The sequence below is a fragment of the Aeromonas sp. 601027 genome (assembly GCF_049174455.1).
Taxonomy (GTDB): Bacteria; Pseudomonadota; Gammaproteobacteria; order Enterobacterales; family Aeromonadaceae; genus Aeromonas; species Aeromonas veronii_A.
Map to the genome: position 1 here is coordinate 153,183 of NZ_JAAKTN010000007.1, position 16,864 is coordinate 170,046.

The 16,864-nt window shown below is 58.7% G+C and carries 16 protein-coding genes; 7 read left to right on the forward strand and 9 right to left on the reverse strand.

Annotation, left to right across the window (positions count from 1 at the left end):
• Window positions 1-24: 24 nt before the first annotated feature.
• Window positions 25-2,337 carry an aerobic respiration two-component sensor histidine kinase ArcB gene (gene arcB, locus G5193_RS11240; protein WP_421206028.1) on the reverse strand — a complete coding sequence of 771 codons (2,313 nt, stop codon included), beginning with the start codon at window positions 2,335-2,337 and terminating at the stop codon, window positions 25-27.
• Between the two features lie 204 nt (window positions 2,338-2,541).
• On the opposite strand from arcB, the gene G5193_RS11245 reads away from it, so the two are divergent.
• Window positions 2,542-3,537, forward strand: coding sequence for a DUF2860 family protein (locus G5193_RS11245; protein ID WP_421206029.1), 996 nt, complete (start codon window positions 2,542-2,544; stop codon window positions 3,535-3,537).
• A 67-nt stretch (window positions 3,538-3,604) separates the two neighbouring features.
• Here G5193_RS11245 and G5193_RS11250 read toward each other — a convergent pair whose 3' ends face one another.
• From G5193_RS11250 to G5193_RS11265, 4 genes are all read right to left on the reverse strand, one after another.
• The gene (locus G5193_RS11250) at window positions 3,605-4,306 is read right to left on the reverse strand and encodes a DUF3334 family protein (RefSeq protein ID WP_227341980.1); all 702 of its coding nucleotides are present in this window, start codon (window positions 4,304-4,306) and stop codon (window positions 3,605-3,607) included.
• Window positions 4,307-4,395: 89 nt separating this feature from the next.
• A complete protein-coding gene (locus tag G5193_RS11255; protein WP_216952913.1) occupies window positions 4,396-4,842 on the reverse strand; it encodes an HIT domain-containing protein in 447 nt (148 codons plus the stop codon).
• 72 nt (window positions 4,843-4,914) lie between these two features.
• Complete coding sequence (locus G5193_RS11260; RefSeq protein ID WP_216952912.1) at window positions 4,915-5,556, reverse strand: DUF2057 domain-containing protein; 642 nt, start codon at window positions 5,554-5,556, stop codon at window positions 4,915-4,917.
• Between the two features lie 71 nt (window positions 5,557-5,627).
• Window positions 5,628-6,527, reverse strand: coding sequence for a LysR family transcriptional regulator (locus G5193_RS11265; protein WP_421206030.1), 900 nt, complete (start codon window positions 6,525-6,527; stop codon window positions 5,628-5,630).
• Between the two features lie 97 nt (window positions 6,528-6,624).
• Here G5193_RS11265 and G5193_RS11270 point away from each other — a divergent pair, with 97 nt between their 5' ends.
• On the forward strand, window positions 6,625-7,227 hold the full coding sequence (locus G5193_RS11270) for a short chain dehydrogenase (RefSeq protein WP_421206031.1): 603 nt from the start codon (window positions 6,625-6,627) through the stop codon (window positions 7,225-7,227).
• A gap of 127 nt (window positions 7,228-7,354) precedes the next feature.
• Here the strand turns inward: G5193_RS11270 and G5193_RS11275 are convergent, their stop codons facing one another.
• From G5193_RS11275 to dapA, 3 genes are all read right to left on the reverse strand, one after another.
• Window positions 7,355-8,458, reverse strand: a complete 1,104-nt coding sequence (locus G5193_RS11275) for a phosphoribosylaminoimidazolesuccinocarboxamide synthase (protein WP_421206032.1) — start codon at window positions 8,456-8,458, stop codon at window positions 7,355-7,357.
• Between the two features lie 167 nt (window positions 8,459-8,625).
• Window positions 8,626-9,753, reverse strand: a complete 1,128-nt coding sequence (bamC, locus tag G5193_RS11280) for an outer membrane protein assembly factor BamC (RefSeq protein WP_005349235.1) — start codon at window positions 9,751-9,753, stop codon at window positions 8,626-8,628.
• On the reverse strand, window positions 9,746-10,633 hold the full coding sequence (dapA, locus tag G5193_RS11285) for a 4-hydroxy-tetrahydrodipicolinate synthase (RefSeq protein WP_139410839.1): 888 nt from the start codon (window positions 10,631-10,633) through the stop codon (window positions 9,746-9,748). The genes bamC and dapA overlap by 8 nt, the downstream gene beginning before the upstream one ends.
• A 205-nt stretch (window positions 10,634-10,838) precedes the next feature.
• On the opposite strand from dapA, the gene G5193_RS11290 reads away from it, so the two are divergent.
• The 3 genes from G5193_RS11290 (at window position 10,839) to G5193_RS11300 (ending at window position 12,525) form a co-directional block, all read left to right on the forward strand.
• Window positions 10,839-11,372 carry a glycine cleavage system protein R gene (locus G5193_RS11290; RefSeq protein ID WP_005349229.1) on the forward strand — a complete coding sequence of 178 codons (534 nt, stop codon included), beginning with the start codon at window positions 10,839-10,841 and terminating at the stop codon, window positions 11,370-11,372.
• Window positions 11,373-11,396: 24 nt separating this feature from the next.
• Entirely contained in the window at window positions 11,397-11,861 is a 465-nt protein-coding gene (gene bcp / locus G5193_RS11295) for a thioredoxin-dependent thiol peroxidase (protein ID WP_421206033.1), read from the forward strand.
• A gap of 163 nt (window positions 11,862-12,024) precedes the next feature.
• Window positions 12,025-12,525 carry a YfbU family protein gene (locus tag G5193_RS11300; protein WP_421206034.1) on the forward strand — a complete coding sequence of 167 codons (501 nt, stop codon included), beginning with the start codon at window positions 12,025-12,027 and terminating at the stop codon, window positions 12,523-12,525.
• Window positions 12,526-12,584: 59 nt separating this feature from the next.
• On the opposite strand, the gene yfbV is transcribed toward G5193_RS11300, so the two are convergent.
• Window positions 12,585-13,025: a terminus macrodomain insulation protein YfbV gene (gene yfbV, locus G5193_RS11305; RefSeq protein WP_005339116.1), complete on the reverse strand. Its 441-nt coding sequence runs from the start codon at window positions 13,023-13,025 to the stop codon at window positions 12,585-12,587.
• Window positions 13,026-13,329: 304 nt separating this feature from the next.
• On the opposite strand from yfbV, the gene G5193_RS11310 reads away from it, so the two are divergent.
• Together G5193_RS11310 and pta are read left to right on the forward strand one after the other, a co-directional pair.
• The gene (locus G5193_RS11310; protein WP_421206035.1) at window positions 13,330-14,532 is read left to right on the forward strand and encodes an acetate kinase; all 1,203 of its coding nucleotides are present in this window, start codon (window positions 13,330-13,332) and stop codon (window positions 14,530-14,532) included.
• A gap of 54 nt (window positions 14,533-14,586) precedes the next feature.
• Window positions 14,587-16,767, forward strand: coding sequence for a phosphate acetyltransferase (gene pta, locus G5193_RS11315; protein WP_005339119.1), 2,181 nt, complete (start codon window positions 14,587-14,589; stop codon window positions 16,765-16,767).
• Window positions 16,768-16,864 lie beyond the last annotated feature (97 nt).

Genomic DNA, 16,864 nt, shown 5'->3' on the forward strand with positions numbered 1-16,864 from the left:
CCTTGCCAGCAACTTCCATCAGACTCAAGACAGCAACCAGCGCCGCAGACGGGCGATATCGCCCGGATATTCGCGGCGCAGCGTCTCAATCCAGTCTTCCACGTTTTCCCACCAGGCGGGATGATCCGGGCTCTGGATCAGCTGGGCCGTCTGCTGCAATCGGCGCAGGCCAATGGAGCCTGCCGCCCCTTTTATCTTGTGTGCCTCCTCCACCACCCCCGCCTGATCCCGGGCGATCATGTTGGAGTCGAGCACCGCCATGTAGTCCGGCATCATCTTCTCGAACAGCTCGACGCTGGAGAGCAGCACCGGCTTGCCCACCGTATCGGCATAATCAGTGAGGAAGGGAATATCCAGCAGGGCATCCTGATTGCCCGCATCAGCTTGCTCGTCCGCTTCATCCTCGGCCAGATCGGCAAACAGGTGACCAATCACCTCCCGCACCGCTTTGGAGCCAAGCGGCTTGTTAATGACATCCTGCATGCCGTGATCCCGGTAGTACTGGCGATCGCCGGTTGAGTTGGCGGTGAGTGCCACCATGGGTGGCAGGCTGTCGCCATAACGCTCCAGCAGGGTTTTCGCCACATCGAAGCCGGTCATGTCCGGCAGCTGGATATCGAGCAAAATGAGGTCGAAATCATCCGGGTTGGCCATCGCCAACGCCTGGGTGCCGTCCCGTGCCACCTGCACCTGATGACCCAGCTTGTTGAGCAAGGCGCAGGCCACCGTCACGTTAAGCTCCACATCCTCCACCAGCAGGATATCGAGGGAAGGCATCTCCTCCTCCTGCTCTGGCAACACAGGCTCGGCGCAAGCCACTTCCAATTCGGCAGTGAAGCAGGAACCTTCGCCCGGATCGCTGTCCACATAGAGCTGGCCGCCCATCGCCTGCACCAGCTGACGGGAGACCGCGAGGCCAATGCCGGTGCCGGTGGCGTGCTTCTTGCCCTGCACCTGATAGTACATGGCGAAGATCTTCTCCTGCTGGGCGCGCGGGATACCGATGCCGGTATCCTCCACCTCAAAGTGCAGGGCCAGCTTGCCCGGCTCGTCGGCAGGATGGGAGAGGCAACGCACGGTGACCCCCCCCTCATCGGTAAACTTGACCGCATTGCCCACCAGATTCCACAGCACCTGACGCAGTCGGGTGCCATCCGCCATCACGAACTGCGGCATGTCGCCATCGCGATCAAAGTGCAGATAGAGCCCCTTCTGCTCCGCCTGAATACGCGACAGCGTCTCCAGCTCGTCGAGGAAGGCAGGCAGGTCGATCCGGGTTGGTGCGATCTCAAGCCGACGCCGATCGAGTTTGTCGAGATCGATGATGTCGTTGAAGATGTTGCCGAGGGTGACCGCACTTAAGTGAATGGTCTTGAGCTGCTGGCGCTGGCTCGGGTCGAGCGGGGTATCCATCAGCATCCGGCTCAACCCTACAATGCCGTTGAGCGGGGTGCGCAACTCGTGGCTGATGGTGGAGATAAAGGTGGTCTTGTCGCGGCTCGCCTTCTCCAGCTTGTCCTGATACTGCTTGCGCTCGGTGATGTCGCGGCCAAAACCGAGCAGGCCGAGTCGCTTGCCGAAGCGGTCGAAGAAGGGCACCTTGCGCAGCTCGAAGTAGGCTTTACGGCCATCGGGATACTCCAGCCACTGCTCGTAGGTGAGCGGCTCGTTGCTGGCAAAGACCTGCTTGTCGGTCTCCACCACCTTGTTGGCGATCTCCTGCTTGTAGACATCGAAAGGTGTGAGGCCAATCAGCTCGCTCTCCGCCTTGCCGGTCAGCTCCTCCATGGCGCGGTTGCAACCGGAGAACTGCTCATCCTCATTGCGGTAGTAGACCAGATCCGGGGAACAGTCGATAAAGGAGCGCAGCAGAGCGGTACGCTCCCCCAGATGAAGCTGGGCTTTCTCCCGCTGGAACACCTCGTTCTCGAGATCCTCGATGGCCTGCAGACGCAGTGCCTCGGCCCGGTTGGTCTCGGCAATCTGGGCATTGAGGCGACTGATGTTCTCCTGCAACTGACTGTTGAGCTCCAGATCCCGCTCGCGCATATCCTGCAGCTTGCGCACCATCCGGCTCAATCGCTGACGGGAATCCTCCAGCTGATCCACCACGATGGAGAGAAAATAGACCGCCCAGGGGGTCACCAGCAGGCCAAAGAAGACCGAGCGCACGAAGTCGATCACATCAATATTGCCGCGCAGGAACAGGGTCACCCCCATCTGGATGGCGACAGCCAGCACTATGATGCCAGCCGCCAGAAACATGCTGAAGCGCACCAGTCCCAGCTTGGTCATCAGATCGACGTAATATTGTGCCCAGGATTTAATCTGCTTCATCTTGTTATTTTCTCCCCCATATCCGCGAACAGAATACCAGCACAGAGAATTGAACTCTTCTTATCTCGCACAATTAATTAACGATTCGCCTAGTGAAATGAGTGAGTTAGGATATTTGATGAAATTCTGTCAGTTGCCATTAAGGGTGGCCCCCTATAATCGCCCACCTGGTAATTTAAACGCGTTTAATTTAGGAGTTATCTGATGCGCAACACTACCCTGCTTGGTCTGGGCCTGCTGGTCGCAAATAGTGCATATGCGGATTTGGGAACCATTCCCAACGAATCGGGCTGGTCCGGTTTCCTGCTTGGCGGCGTCAACGTCATCAATTACGAATCCAACTTTTACAGCGGTGACGACGAAAATCGTCGACTGAGCGGACTGGGCAGTGCAGAGAGCAGCTCCGCCGTCGCCCCGCTGCTCAACGCAGATATCCGTTACACCTTTGCCGATACCCGCACCCAGGTCTTCCTCGGTAACCTGATCCAGGATGCCATCCGTTTCGACTTCACCCAGCAACTCGGTATCCGCCAGGAGATGAGCAACAAGGGCACAGTGGCCGGCTCCGTGGTCTTCAATGCCATGCCAACCGAGCAGTGGAGCGATCCCTTCGCCGTAAGCGTCGATCGCCAGTCGACCGATATCAAGTCAAAAGGGGTGCGCTTCGCCTGGGACAATATCTGGGGCAGCAACTTCTTCGGCAGCCTGACCACCCGCAACATCGAAGTCGATGAAGAGCGCAGTGGCAGCCAGTATGGTGCCGACACGGCGGCCAAGCTGGATCGCAACGGCAAGATCCACGCCCTCGACCTCTCCTACAAATGGCAGCTGGCAGCCGGTCAGGTGCTGGAGCCGGCTTTCATCCACCGTCAGGCTGACCTGGACGGCAGCGCCCAGAGCTACAAGAGCAACGGCCTCCAGTTGACCTACGGCAAGCGGGCATCCCAGTGGTCCTTCGTCAGCAACCTCTATCTGGGTCAGACCAAATATAATGAAGCCAACCCAATCCCTGACTTTGGTAACAAAAAAGCCGACTCCGACGAGTTTGCCCTGACCGGTACCTTCTTCTGGCACCGCCTGTTCGGTATTGCACCGCTCTCGGCAACCTTTACCGCTGGCTACGCCAAGTCCGATTCCGACATCAACTTCTACGATTCTGAATCGGTGATGTTCAACACCGGCCTGCTCTACAACTTCTAATAACGGTTGTGAGCACCGATACAACAAGGCCACCCGAAGGTGGCCTTGTTGCTATCCGGCATTTGCCTCAAATACCCAAAGAGTCGAGCAGATCATCGTGATCATTACTGGCTGGCGCAGCGGCTGCCGGGGCCGGCTTGGCGGCATCCTGCTTGGCCTGGGCGATCAGGGCGTCAGGATCCAGCTCCTCGTGCTCCATCCCCTCATTGTGAATGCGAATAAACTCGGTCTTGTCCATCGCCAGCTCCAGATAGAAGATGTTGTTGCGGGCGGTGAAGAAAGTGACGCGGCGGGACTCCGGACTGTCAAGATTGGTATCGACGCTCAGCATCACCTGCTTGTTGAGGGCCAGCATCTTCGGCTGGTTCTGGGTAATGTGAGTCTGCAAATCCCGGCCCACCTTGACGGTAAAGCTGCCAACGATCTGGTTCATCAGTTCGCCCATCACGTTGCTCACCTCGTCAGAGGTATGGGAGATGGCGAGATCCTCCTTGGAGAGCCCCATGCTCAGCATGTAGCTCTCGTACAACTCCATGGCGGCAGCGGCGGAGAAGTTGATCACCACCAGACCGGAAAAACCGCCATCGAACAGCACGAAGCAGCCGATATCCGGCTTGAGGCAGGTCTTGCTGATCCGCTGCACCATGCCGGAAAACCGCACCTGACTCATGGTCGCGGCACTCAACACATCGGTCACCGAGTTGCACAGGCTGAGCAGTACATCCTCAGTCGTCAACACGACGTCATCATCGGCTCTTGTCACTATCATGGGACCTTCCTGAACATCGAGAATGGGCTTATCTATACCATAACTCTAACAGATGGCGCGGCCCGAAGACTGAAATAGCGACACGCCTCTCAGTTGACGCCGTTATCAGCAGCCGCAGGGGTAAAACCGCTCAGCTTGGCGAGCCGGTCACGCCATCTGTCGGCCTGCTGCGCCAGCACCTGTGGCTCATAAGGCACGATCGGATGAGCCCCCCAGATGGGGCCGGGCCAGGCAGCATCGGTGGCGAAACGTGCGACATGGTGAATGTGCAGCTGTGGCACCAGATTGCCCAGCGCCCCTATGTTGATCTTGTCCGGACTGAGGGCCTGCTCCATCAGGGCGGCGACGGCGCAGGACTCCTGCATCAGCTGTTGCTGCTGCTCCGGTGCCAGATGGTGGATCTCGCGCAGGTTGGCCACTCGCGGCACCAGAATCAGCCAGGGGTATTGACTGTCTTTGGCCAGCAGGGCGCGACAGAGCGGTAGATCGCCAAGCCAGCAGGTATCCGCCTGCAGGCGTGAATGCAGTTCAAACATGAACACCTCGTTGAGTAAGATGAAGAGGGCATCCAAAAGGGAGGGCCCACGTTACTGCAACGGGCGAAAAACTTAAAGCTGTGGCACGGCCCAACCGATAAAGCGCTTGCGCAAAGCCGGATCGGCCCGGAGGAACAACTGCTGCAACTGCCCTTCCAGCTCGCTGGCAGCCACACCGGGTTGCGCCCCGCTGGCGGGCATAGCCACTGGCGGCGCAGCAACAGCGACTGCCGTCAGCGCCGCCTTGCCACCGCTGCGGTTGTATTCAGCCAGTTTGCCATTCCAATCCACCCCAAGCAGCATACCACTGGTCACCAGCGCATCCTGCTGGATAGCCAGCGCGCGACCATTCTCCTGCAACGCCACCACAGGAGCCTTTGCATACGCCTGCATCCCCCGCTCATCGGCCGGTACGCTGGCCGTCAGCTGCAAATGCTGATTGCTGCCCTGATAGCGCACCACCTGTGGCTCGGAGCGTACCTGCCGATCATTCTCGCTGCTGCTGCGACTGGGGATCACCCCCTCGAAGCGCACCAACAGTTGCTGTTCGCCATCCGCCAGGGTGGCATGCTGCTCATCCTGCAAGGTGCCGTTGCTCACCGCGAGGATGCGGAAATTCTCCGGCACCTTCACTTCCACCATGGCCTGCGCACTGCCAGCCCCCAAGCCTGCACAGAGCAGCACAAACCCGGTCAACCCTCTATTGCTCTTCATTCCCGCTGATCTTCCTGATGCCGATGATGGGCGCAGGGTAGCAGCCGAAGATGACAGAAAAATAACGCCGCTCAGAGCAGGTAGTTGGGTCGCTCGGCAAACCACTGGGCCAGCACTTGCTTGAACAGCCGGATCTTGCGCGGTACCCGCCGCTGCTGGGCATGCAGCACATGAAGCTGATGCAGACCGCTCTGCCACTCGTCAAGCACGGTCACCAGCTCCCCCGCCATCAGCAGCGATTCCACCAGCATCAGCGGGCACTTGGCATAGCCCATACCAGCGCGCGCCAGTTGCAACACTGTGCTGTAGTGGTTGGCCCGCACCTTGCCCTGCACCAGAATGTGTGCCTCTTCCCCCTCATGGATAAAGTGCCACTGCTCCCAGGCCGGATTGTGCCCCTGCAACAGGCAGCTGCGCCCGCTCAGCTCATAGGGAGTGGCGGGACGCCCCTCTCGCGCCACCAGTGCGGGGCTCGCCACCACCACATCCTTGAGCCGCCCCAGCGGCAGGGCCACCAGATTATCCGGCACTTCGCTCATGGCGCGCAGGGCGATGTCGTTCTCTCCCTGGCTCATGTCGACCATCTGGTTGGTGAAGTTGAGCTCCACCTCCACTCCCGGGCAGAGCGCGGCAAAGCTGGTCAGCAGCTCGCTCACCATCCGATCGCCGGTGCTGACCGGGCAGGTAAAACGCAGTCGTCCGCAATCCTCTTCGGTCAGCGCCTGAATATCCTGCTCCGCCTGCCGAGCCAGCGCGAAGATCTCCCCCGCCTGCTGATAGAGGGTCTTCCCCGCCTCGGTCAGACTGAGCCGGCGGGTGGTGCGCTGCAACAGTTGCGCATTGAGGGAGGACTCCAGCGCGCTGACATGGCGGCTCAGCATCCCCTTGCTGACCCCAAGCGTATCGGCCGCAGCCGAGAAACTGCCGCGCAGCACCACCTCGTAAAAGCTGGCCAGATGGGCGATATCCATCATTAGCTCCAATATGGAAACAATGGGTTTATTTTACGCGCTTTTTCGCATTTTCTGTTGCGCTAGAATCGATACATCCCAACCAGGAGTGATGCAGATGAAAATTGTGATTGTGGGTGCCTCCGGCACCGTCGGCTCCGCGGTCAGTGAACTGCTTGCCAAAGATCATCAGGTGATCCGGGTCGGCCACAGCCGTGGTGATGCCACGGTCGACATGCGCGATCCCGCCTCCATCAAGGCGCTGTTTGCCCAAGTGGGCCAGTTTGATGCACTGGTTGTCGCCAGCGGCAGCGTGGCCTTCAACGGCCTGACCGAGATGACCGACGAACAGTGGCAGGTGGGACTGGAGAGCAAGCTGATGGGCCAGATCAACCTGACCCGAGCCGCCATTTCCTATCTGACTGACAAGGGTTCCATCACTTTGATCAGCGGTATTTTGAGCGAGGAGCCGATCAACTGGGGCGTGAGCGCCAGCACAGTCAATGGCGCCATCGATCACTTTGTGAAAGCGGCCGCCTGCGAGCTGCCAAGGGGCCTTCGCATCAACGTGGTGAGCCCCACCGTGCTGGCGGAGTCGATGGACAAATACGCCGACTTCTTCCCGGGGTTCGTGCCGGTGCCCGCCGCCAAGGTGGCGCAGGCTTACAAGAAGTCGGTGCTGGGCATCCAGACAGGTCAGGTGTTCAGGGTCAACGGCTGATCGCCGCTCGCTTGCCGCCAGACCAGCAATAAAAACGGGCCCCATAGCGGGGCCCGTCTGTTTCTCTGCCTCTCTCCATCGCCACCGGTAAACGTTTGTTTCTAGGCGACAAAAAAGAGCGCAACCCTTAGTCGATCAGACCGTACTGATCGCGCAGCACCTCGATGATCTCCAGCTTGGGATTGGCAGAACGCGCCAGCTTGTGGCCGATGATCTTCTCGGCGATCCCGACATAGGTGTTGGAGATATCCATCATCACTTCGGTCGGCAGCTTGTTGTCGCGGGCCAGGGCAAAACGTTCCGGCATGCGGTTCTTGTTGAGCAGGATGTCCGGATCCGGGAAGTGGTTGAGCAGCCACTGACGGAAACCCTCTTTGGACTTCTCGACAATCTGACCGTCGCGCAGGGCCGCGCCATCCCAGATACGGGAGCTGTCGGGGGTGCCCACTTCATCCATGTAGATCAGCTTCTCGTTGCCGGCGGCATCGTGGACGTAACCAAACTCGAACTTGGTATCGACGAAGATCTGATCCAGCCCGGCCAGCGCGTCGCTGATGACGTTGAAGCCCTCTTTGAGCAGCACTTCGTAGCGGTCGATGTCGGCCGGTTTGCTGAAGTTGAAGCCCTTGTAGTGGCGCTCGATATCGACACGGGAGACGTTGACGTCATCGGCTTCCGGCACGCCATCCAGCCCTTTCAGCACGCCCTTGGTGGAGGGAGTGATGAGGATCTCCGGCAGTTTCTGATCCTTTTTCAGCCCTTCCGGCAGGGTGATGCCGCAGAACTCGCGCTCGCCATCCTTGTAGGCACGCCACATGGAGCCGGTGATGTACTGGCGGGCAATCGCCTCGATCATCACCGGACGGGCTTTTTGCACGATCCAGACGAAGGGGTGCGGAATATCCAGAATGTGGCTGTCGGCCAGTCCCTTCTCCTTGAACAGCTTGAACCAGTGGCTGGAGATAGCATTGAGCGCCGCGCCCTTGCCCGGCACGCCGTTCAGGCCATCCACACCTTGCCAGATGCAATCGAAGGCCGAGATGCGATCGCTGATCACCATGAGGGCGAGGGGCGCATCGGCCGGCACATCATAGCCTTTCTCTTTTATGAGCCGGGCACTGTCTTCGGGGGTCAACCAGTAGACGCTGCGCACTTTGCCGGAATGGACAGGTTTATCGGTACGGATCGGCAAATCGTCATTCACCGCCAATACTTGATCTGCAAGACTCATGGCTAATAACACTTCCTGTTTGTGGGGGGTAAACATCGCGAGTCCCTCACCCGCGCGCTCTGTTTGCAACGGACTGGCAAGGGGGCTCGCATCATCGAAAACCGCTCGGAATCCCCGCGTTTTCAGGGGGATTTTGATAACAAAACAGGGGCACAAGGCCCCTGTATTTATTCTGCTTTTGCTGCTGCCTGATCGGCCAGCCCCTTGGCGAACGCCTCGGACAGGCTGATATACATCTGGGAGATAACCCCGGACGATACCGGCTTCTTGTCCTTGTCGAACAGGGTGATGGAGGTCTTGCCTCCCGCCATTTCGCCAAGCTGGAAGCGGTATTTCTCCTCCTCCAGTTTGAACGGCTCGCTCCCTTTCGCCTTCCAGAACTCGGCACCCGGCTCTTCGTACTCGACGTCGATCCAGCCCAGAGACTGCTGGGTATCCTTGATGGTGAAACCGTAAGCAGGCAGTACCTGATTAAGGCGACGCCACACCTGATCAAAGGAACCTTCGGCAATCCAGGCGCTCAGCTCGTTGTTGTCCAGACCCAGTTGCAGACCCATGCCATCGTTGGACTTGTGCTGCTCGCGGGCTTTCAGCTGGCTGTCGTAATAGAGAGAGAACTGGTTCAGCACTCGCGCGGCATAGCGCTGGGCATCGGCAGGGGTCAGCTTGTTGCTGGTCTCGCCGTCGATGGTCTCTTCGTGATCCAGTACCCGGACCGACATATTGACGGCGTGGCGCTGGGCATCGTTGCGCACGGTGAACTGGTAACGCTGACGGATTTTGAAGTCTTCGTCATCTTCACCCCAGCCATCGAGGGCAACAGTGTTGTCAAACCAGCCGGTCTGCAATACGCCATCCTGCTGATCCAGCTTCTCGGTGGTGACCTTGTATTTGGCCAGGAAGTTCATCAGGAACGACCAGGTATCGCGCTCCACGCTCTGGCTGGTGCTCAGGGCATAGAAGGCAACGGTCGGTTCGGTTGCACTCTGCACCACCTGACTGCCCGGTACCACGGTCAGCAGCTGGGCGGGTGGACGCACATCGACCTGGGCGCCGAGGGCACCTTCACGGCTGCTCTCGGGCAGCGGCGGGATGTCGTACTGGCTGTTGAAGGTGGGGGCACTCAATCCTGCGGGGATCAAGAACGCGCGGCCCTCGAGGCGGGCATCTTCATAACCGAAGTCGCGGTTGGCCATTTTGCGATCCTGGGGGGTGCTGCAACCGGCCAAGACGGCCACAGTCGCAACGCTCAGCACCAGACGGGCTCTATTTCCCTTTCCATTAGATTTAAACACTCGCCATCAACTCCGCTGTGGTCAGTGCTCGCGCCATCAGCTGCTCGCCCTCGGGGGTGAGGTCAACCAGCGGCAGGCGCAAGGTGGCTGTTGCAATCAACCCCAGTTGGGCACAGGCCCATTTCACCGGGGTGGGGCTCGGTTCGCAGAACAGAGTCTTGTGCAACGGCATCAAGAGATTGTTGATGTCATGCGCCTGCCCGGCATCACCGGCCAGCGCAGCACGACACATGTCGGCCATCTGGGCCGCTGCAATATTGGTGGTGACCGAAATCACGCCATCGCCACCTTGCAGCATAAAATCACAACCAGTGGCATCGTCGCCACTGTAGAGAGCAAACTCCGGCCCGCACAGCTCGCGCAGCAGCGGGGTGCGGCTCAAATCGCCGGTTGCCTCTTTCAAACCGATAATGCCGGGAACCTTGGCCAGACGGGCCACGGTCTCCGGTTTGAGATCGCAACAGGTGCGACCGGGCACATTATAAAGAATTTGGGGCAGACCACTAGCCTCGGCGATCGCACAATAGTGGCGATAGAGACCTTCCTGAGTGGGCTTGTTGTAGTAAGGAGTCACCGAGAGACCCGCCACCACGCCGGTTTTGGCCAGTCGCTTTGCCAATTCAATGGCATGGGCAGTATTGTTGGAGCCGCAACCGGCGATGACGGGAATGCGTCCGGCGGCATACTCAACGGTCTTTTCAACGACGGCGATATGCTCCTGCTCGCTCAGGGTCACCGATTCCCCTGTGGTACCCACCGCAACAATGGCGCAGGTCCCGGCGCTGACATGATAGTCGACCAGTTTGGCCAGACTGGCCCAATCGACTTCACCTGAAGCCAGCATGGGGGTAACGAGCGCAACAATACTACCGCGTAACATGGACTTTTCTCCCGATTTTCAGGGGCGTAATGGTAAAGCTGACCCCTTTGAAAAACAAGGGAGAGAGGGGGCAAGCCGTGATACCATCCGGAACAAAAAGTAATGGACGAAAGTCGGCAGCGTCCCTCAGGGAGTGGTCATCAGGGCCGGAGGGTTGGCTTGCCAGCGCGGCTTTCGCAACGAAATAACGGACGAGAGAAGATTTATGACTCACTACCTGGTCGTAACGGCCATCGGCACGGACAGGCCTGGCATCGTCAATGAAGTGACCCGCCACGTCAGTGGCTGTGGTTGCAACATTGTGGACAGCCGCCTTGGCATCTTCGGCAATGAATTTACCTTTATCATGCTGCTCTCGGGCGACTGGAACAGCATGATGCAACTCGAAATCAGCCTGCCTCTGCGTAGCCAGGAGTGGGATCTCATCACCATGATGAAACGCACCGAGCGCCACCAGTCCCTGCAGTATGACGTCCGCGCCAGTGCCGACCTGTTGATCCGCGACGAGCCCGGCATCGTAAGCCAGTGCACCCAGTTCTTCAGCGAACATGGCTGGAACATTCAGGCGATGCAATCCATGACCCTGGAGCAGCAGCCATTCAACCTGCTGAAGATCAGTTTTCAGCTCAATCTGGCCAGAGAGGGTGAAGTGGAAGGTTCGCAAACCGCCTTCGCCGAATTCTGTCGTCAACTGGGTGCCGAATCGTTCGAGTTTATCGTCAATCGCAAACACGCCTGAGGGCGTTTTACCCGAGGAGACCCCATGCAACCACTACAAGCTGGCAGCCCCGCCCCCGATTTCTCCCTGCCCGACCAGAATGGTAATCAGGTCAGCCTCGCTGGCCTGCGCGGCAGGAAGGTGCTGGTCTATTTCTATCCCAAGGCAATGACCCCCGGCTGCACCACCCAGGCCTGCGGCCTGCGCGATGTGAACGCCGAGCTGGCCGCCCTCAATGTGGTGGTGCTTGGCATCAGCCCGGATCCGGCCAAACGGCTGAAAAAGTTCGAAGAGCGGGACCAGCTCAACTTCACCCTGCTGGCCGATGAAGACCACGCCGTCGCCGATGCTTTTGGCGTCTGGGGCCCGAAGAAATTCATGGGCAAAGAGTATGACGGCATTCACCGTCAGAGCTTCCTGATCGATGAAGAGGGCAAGATTGCCCACCACTTCGACAAGTTCAAAACCAGCGATCACCATCAGGTGGTACTGGATTTCCTCAAGGGATAACCCTCCCCTGCGTCATTGAAAGGCCTGCCATGCAGGCCTTTTTTGTCTGGTCAGCCGCCCCTTGCCAACGGATTTTTCTCACCAACTCCCCCGCCCAGATCAAAAAATTCATTTTATATATGGGTTAACGTGACCCAAGAATCATATTCCAGCGAGATATCCCATGAACATGAGCAACACTGAGCGTTTGATCCTGAGCAACCAGTACGAAATTCTGGCGAAACTCAATCCGGAGAAAGCGGACGCCTACCAGCGCGCAAGCACCATCATCGAGCGCGGCTACTGCCTGCAGATCCTCGAGCTGGAGAAGAGCTTCGGCCATCTGGATCTGGCGACCTGCCAAGAGGTAATCGACACCCTAGAGCTGCACCACGCACTGGCCATCTCATGGGGCAATCTGGATGTAGCCGATCAGGGCGAGATCAACGCCAGTCGGCTGGAGTTCAACGGCTACAGCCGCAGCCAAGAGCGTGAGCTGGCTGACTACGTCTGCTTCCTGCTGGAGGTGGACAAGCGCTTCCCCGAGCTCAAGTGCCCGTGCGACGAGCTCTCCAGCGACATCGCCATGCGCGACAAATACCAGCGGATGCTGCAGGTGTGGCGTCAGTGTCCACGTCAGTACAAGCTCTCCATCCAGGAGATCCGCAAGGTGCTGGCGGCCTGATCCGCATACCAACCGCAACAAAAAAGGCGCCACTGGCGCCTTTTTGCATCTGAAACGGGTTATTCGTAGAGAAAGGATTTATCGAGCTGCTGGAAGGCGGCCTTGAGGGTATCGGCCAGCTCTTCATAGCGCGGCTGGGAAACCAGCTGGCGGCGGCCACCCTGCTCGTTCATCTTGCCGTTGATCTCCCGATACCAGCTCGCCAGCGACGGGGGCAATCGGGTATCGGCACGCTGGCCGAGCCAGTAGTAGCCCTGCAGCGGCAAACTGAGCAGAAACAGCACGGAAGTGATGACAGAAGGCCAGTAGTGCAGCTCGCCAAACTGGAACTGCAGCATCACGCTCAACACCGCCAGTGCGGGGATCACCTTGAGGGCGAACTCGGTCGCCTTGATCACCCGATTTTCAGGAAACATCGAATTGAGCTCGGGACGGCGCGGCCAAAGCGTCATATAATGGCGGCCTTGCTGTAACTTAGTTCCAAAAATGTTCATGCTCATACTACCTCCGAGCGCTTTTTGAACGTACTAACGGCAAAACCTCGACAAAATTTGATGCAAAGTAACAAAGGTTGAGGATGACTTTGTTATTTTTCAACAATCGGGTTATCCTTTGTACGCCCATTTTTGCGTCAAAAGCTTCTTGCTATTGACCTGTCAGGGACGTCTGGATTTCGGGTCTTGTATCACTATACAAGGGGCAAGCAACAGATTGCCAACCCTCATAAGGATAAGTTGAAAGTTTTTGGCCGCACCGCGTCCAACGCATCCGCCTACACAACCCAATCTGCGATAGGATTTATTCATGAGTAAGCTGGTTCTTGTTCTTAACTGTGGCAGCTCTTCCCTGAAGTTTGCCGTCATTGACGCAACCACCGGTGATGACCTGCTGTCCGGCCTGGCCGAGTGCTTCAACCTCGACGACGCCCGCATCAAGTGGAAACTGAATGGCGAGAAGGGCAGTGCCGATCTGGGTGCGGGTGCCGCTCACCAGGAAGCGCTGGACTTCATCGTCAACAAGATCCTGCCGCTCAATCCGGAACTGTCCAAGAACCTGATCGCCATCGGTCACCGTGTTGTTCACGGCGGCGAGCGCTTCACCTCTTCCGTCGTTATCTGTGACGACGTGATCGACGGCATCGAAGCCGCCGTTCCGTACGCACCGCTGCACAACCCGGCTCACCTGATCGGTATCCGTGAAGCTCGCCGCGTATTCCCGGCGCTGGCTGACAAGAACGTGGCCGTATTCGATACCGCGTTCCACCAGACCATGCCGGAAGAAGCCTTCCTGTACGCCCTGCCGTACAAGCTCTACAAAGAGAACGGCATCCGTCGCTACGGCGCTCACGGCACCAGCCACTACTATATCAGCCTGGAAGCTGCCAAGCAGCTGAACAAGCCGGTTGAAGAGCTGAACATCATCAACTGCCACCTGGGCAACGGCGGTTCCGTCTGCGCCATCAAGAACGGCAAATCCGTTGATACCTCCATGGGTCTGACCCCGCTGGAAGGCCTTGTTATGGGTACCCGCTCCGGCGATCTGGACCCGGCCATCATCTTCTTCCTGCACGACAAGCTTGGCATGAGCGTGGCCGATATCAACACCATGCTGACCAAAGAGTCCGGCCTGCAGGGTCTGACTGAAGTGACCTCCGACTGCCGTTTTGTTGAAGACAACTACGACAGCAAAGAAGAAGCCAAGCGTGCTATGGACGTTTACTGCTATCGCCTGGCCAAGTACATCGGCGCCTACGCTGCCGCCATGGACGGTCGTCTGGACGCCGTTGTTTTCACCGGTGGTATCGGTGAAAACTCCGCCCCGATCCGTGAAATCACCCTGAACAAGCTGGGTCTGCTGGGCTTTGACGTCGATCACGACGCCAACCTGAAGGCTCGTTTCGGCAAGGGTGGCGAGATCACCAAGGCTGGTTCTACCAAGGCCCTGGTTATCCCGACCAACGAAGAGTGGGTTATCGCCCACGACGCGCTGGAACTGGTCGGCGCTTAATTGACGCAGTAACTCGAGGCCGCCCACAGGGCGGCCTTTTCCTGATCCCAAAAAATGAACAAGGGGTATAAAGTGGCACGCACTATTATGCTTATCCCGGTCGGCACTGGTGTCGGCGTAACTTCCGTGAGTCTTGGCGTTGTTCGCGCCATGGAGCGTCACGGTGTCAATGTCAGCTTCTTCAAACCGGTTGCCCAGCCGCGTCCGGGTGAAACCGGCGCAGAGCGCTCAACCGCCGTTATCCGCGCAGCTGCCAACATCAACCCGCCCGAGCCCTTCACCCTCTCCTACGCCGAGAACATGATCAGCTCCAGCAACACCGATATCCTGCTGGAAGAGATCGTTGCCCGCTTCGAAGAGCACGTGAAATCCAGTGGTGCCGAAGTGCTGGTTGTCGAAGGTATGGTGCCGACCGACAAGCAGCCCTTTGCCAACAAGCTGAACTACGACGTCGCCAAGGCGCTGGACGCTGACATGGTATTCGTGACCCACCCGGGCCATGACTCCAGCCAGAAGCTGAAAGAGCGCATTGAGCTGGCCTGCTCCAACTTCGGTGGTGTCAACAACCCCCGCATCGTTGGTTGCGTGATCAACAAGGTGGGCGCGCCGGTTGACGAGCATGGCGTAACCCGCCCTGACCTGACCGAGATGTTCGAGGCCCATCACCACGCTTCTGACGCGGCTCACAACCTGGAAGTGCTGCAAGTGTTTGGCAAGAGCCCGCTGCGCATCCTCGGCTGCATCCCCTGGAACACCCAGCTGATCGCCCCGCGCGCCAAGGATCTTGCCAAGCATCTGGCCGCCAAGATCCTGCACAAAGGCGAGCTAGACAGCCGCCGTTTGCAGACCGTGACCTTCTGTGCCCGCTCCATCCACAACATGGTTGAGCACTTCCGTCCGGGCAGCCTGCTGGTGACCTCCGGCGACCGCTCTGACGTCATCGTCTCCGCCTGCCTCTCCGCCATGAACGGCGTCAAGCTGGGCGCCCTGCTGCTGACCGGTAACTATCATCCGGAGCCGCAGGTAATGGCGCTGTGCCAACAGGCCATGGCCACCGGCCTGCCGATCATGATGACCGGTACCAACACCTGGCAGACCGCCGTCAGCCTGCAGAACTTCAACGTCGATATTCCGGAAGATGACCGCGAGCGTATCGAGCTGGTACAGGACTACGTCGCTGGCCACATCGACAAACACTGGATCGAGTCACTGACCGTCAGCTCTACCCGTTCCCGTCGTCTGAGCCCGCCGGCATTCCGTTATCAGCTGACCGAGCTGGCCCGTCAGGCCAACAAGCGTGTCGTGCTGCCGGAAGGTGACGAGCCGCGCACCATCAAGGCTGCCGCCATCTGTGCCGAGCGTGGCATTGCCCGTCCGGTGCTGCTGGGTAACCCGGAAGAGATCCGTCGCGTTGCCGAACAGCAGGGTGTGGTACTGACCGATCGCGTCGAAATCATCGATCCGGCCGTTGTGCGCGAGCGCTATGTGCCGCGTCTGGTCGAGCTGCGCAAGAACAAGGGCATGACCGAAGTGGTTGCCCGCGAGCAGCTTGAAGACAACGTGGTACTGGGTACCATGATGCTGGAGCGCAATGAAGTTGACGGCCTGGTATCCGGCGCGGTGCACACCACTGCCAACACCATCCGTCCGCCGATGCAGATCATCAAGACCGCTCCGGGCTCTTCACTGATCTCCTCCATCTTCTTCATGCTGCTGCCTGACCAGGTGCTGGTCTACGGTGACTGCGCGATCAACCCGGACCCGACTGCCGAGCAGCTGGCCGAGATCGCCATCCAGTCCGCCGACTCCGCAGCCGCGTTCGGCATCGAGCCGCGCGTCGCCATGATCTCCTACTCTACCGGCACCTCCGGCGCCGGTGCCGATGTAGAGAAAGTGCGTGAAGCGACCGAGCTGGCCAAGGCCAAGCGCCCCGACCTCATCATCGACGGCCCGCTGCAGTACGATGCGGCCATCATGGAGAACGTAGCCAAGTCCAAGGCACCGAACTCACCGGTTGCCGGTAAAGCTACCGTGTTCGTCTTCCCTGACCTGAACACAGGTAACACCACTTACAAAGCGGTGCAGCGTTCTGCTGACCTGGTCTCCATCGGCCCGATGCTGCAAGGCATGCGCAAGCCGGTCAACGACCTCTCCCGTGGTGCCCTGGTTGACGACATCGTCTACACCATCGCCCTGACCGGTATCCAGGCTGCTCAGGCTGACGAACAAGCCTAATCAGCATCCGCCTGAAAAAACCGATCACAAAGGCTGCTCACCCCAGGTGAGCAGCCTTTTTTATTGGTTCTCTCTTTGAAGACCAGTGAAACATGCC